1 rRNA gene and 1 pseudogene are annotated in these 794 nt (G+C 66.6%); one reads left to right on the forward strand and one right to left on the reverse strand.

Annotation, left to right across the window (positions count from 1 at the left end):
* Positions 1-82 precede the first annotated feature (82 nt).
* Positions 83-199, forward strand: a 5S ribosomal RNA gene (rrf, locus tag IE172_RS23555).
* 86 nt (positions 200-285) lie between these two features.
* Here the strand turns inward: rrf and IE172_RS35160 are convergent.
* Positions 286-794, reverse strand: a pseudogene (locus tag IE172_RS35160) (hypothetical protein); the annotation flags it as partial.

A 794-nucleotide genomic window follows, 5' to 3' on the forward strand; every position in this document is an offset into this window, starting at 1 on the left:
AGTTCTGAGACAACGACCGTTGTCGGCTTTGAGCAGAACAGACAATAGAAGAGTGTGCTTGTTCGCTCGAAACCATTAGGGTTTCGGTGGTCATAGCGTAGGGGAAACGCCCGGTTACATTCCGAACCCGGAAGCTAAGCCTTACAGCGCCGATGGTACTGCAGGGGGGACCCTGTGGGAGAGTAGGACGCCGCCGAACAATCTTTGGAAGGACCCCTGGTCACCAGCGTTCAGCTGGGACCAGGGGTCCTTTTTTATTTGTACTTGCGGTACCGAAGACAGGAGTCACCGATGTCCACCAACTCTCCCGACGACCGACCGGAGCGCGACCAGCGGCGACGGGAGAGTGGCGAACGCTCCGACCGCGTTGACCGTGGTGGGCAGCGCGGCGGCCCTCGTCGAGGCAATGACCGCGACAGCGGCTTCCGCAGGGACGGCGACCGGCCGTCCTTCCGCCGCGACGACCGTGACCGTGGCGGCGACCGGGATCGTGGCTTCCGACGCGATGACCGCGCCGGTGGCCGGCCGGAGCGCGGCGGTTTCCGCGGCCGTGACGACAACCGGGGTGGCGAGCGCGGCGGGTACCGCGGCCGGGATGACCGGCGTGACGACCGCAGGGACGATCGTCGTGACGACCGCCGCGACGGCGATCGTGAGCGCGGCGGCTTCCGCCGTGACGACAGTCGTGGCGGTGACCGTGACCGGGGCGGCTTCCGTCGCGATGACAACCGTGGTGACCGTGGTGGTTTCCGTGGCCGTGATGACAACCGCGGTGGCTACCGTGGCCGGGACGA

It is taken from the genome of Streptomyces griseoflavus, from assembly GCF_014649995.1.
GTDB classification, from domain to species: domain Bacteria; phylum Actinomycetota; class Actinomycetes; order Streptomycetales; family Streptomycetaceae; genus Streptomyces; species Streptomyces griseoflavus.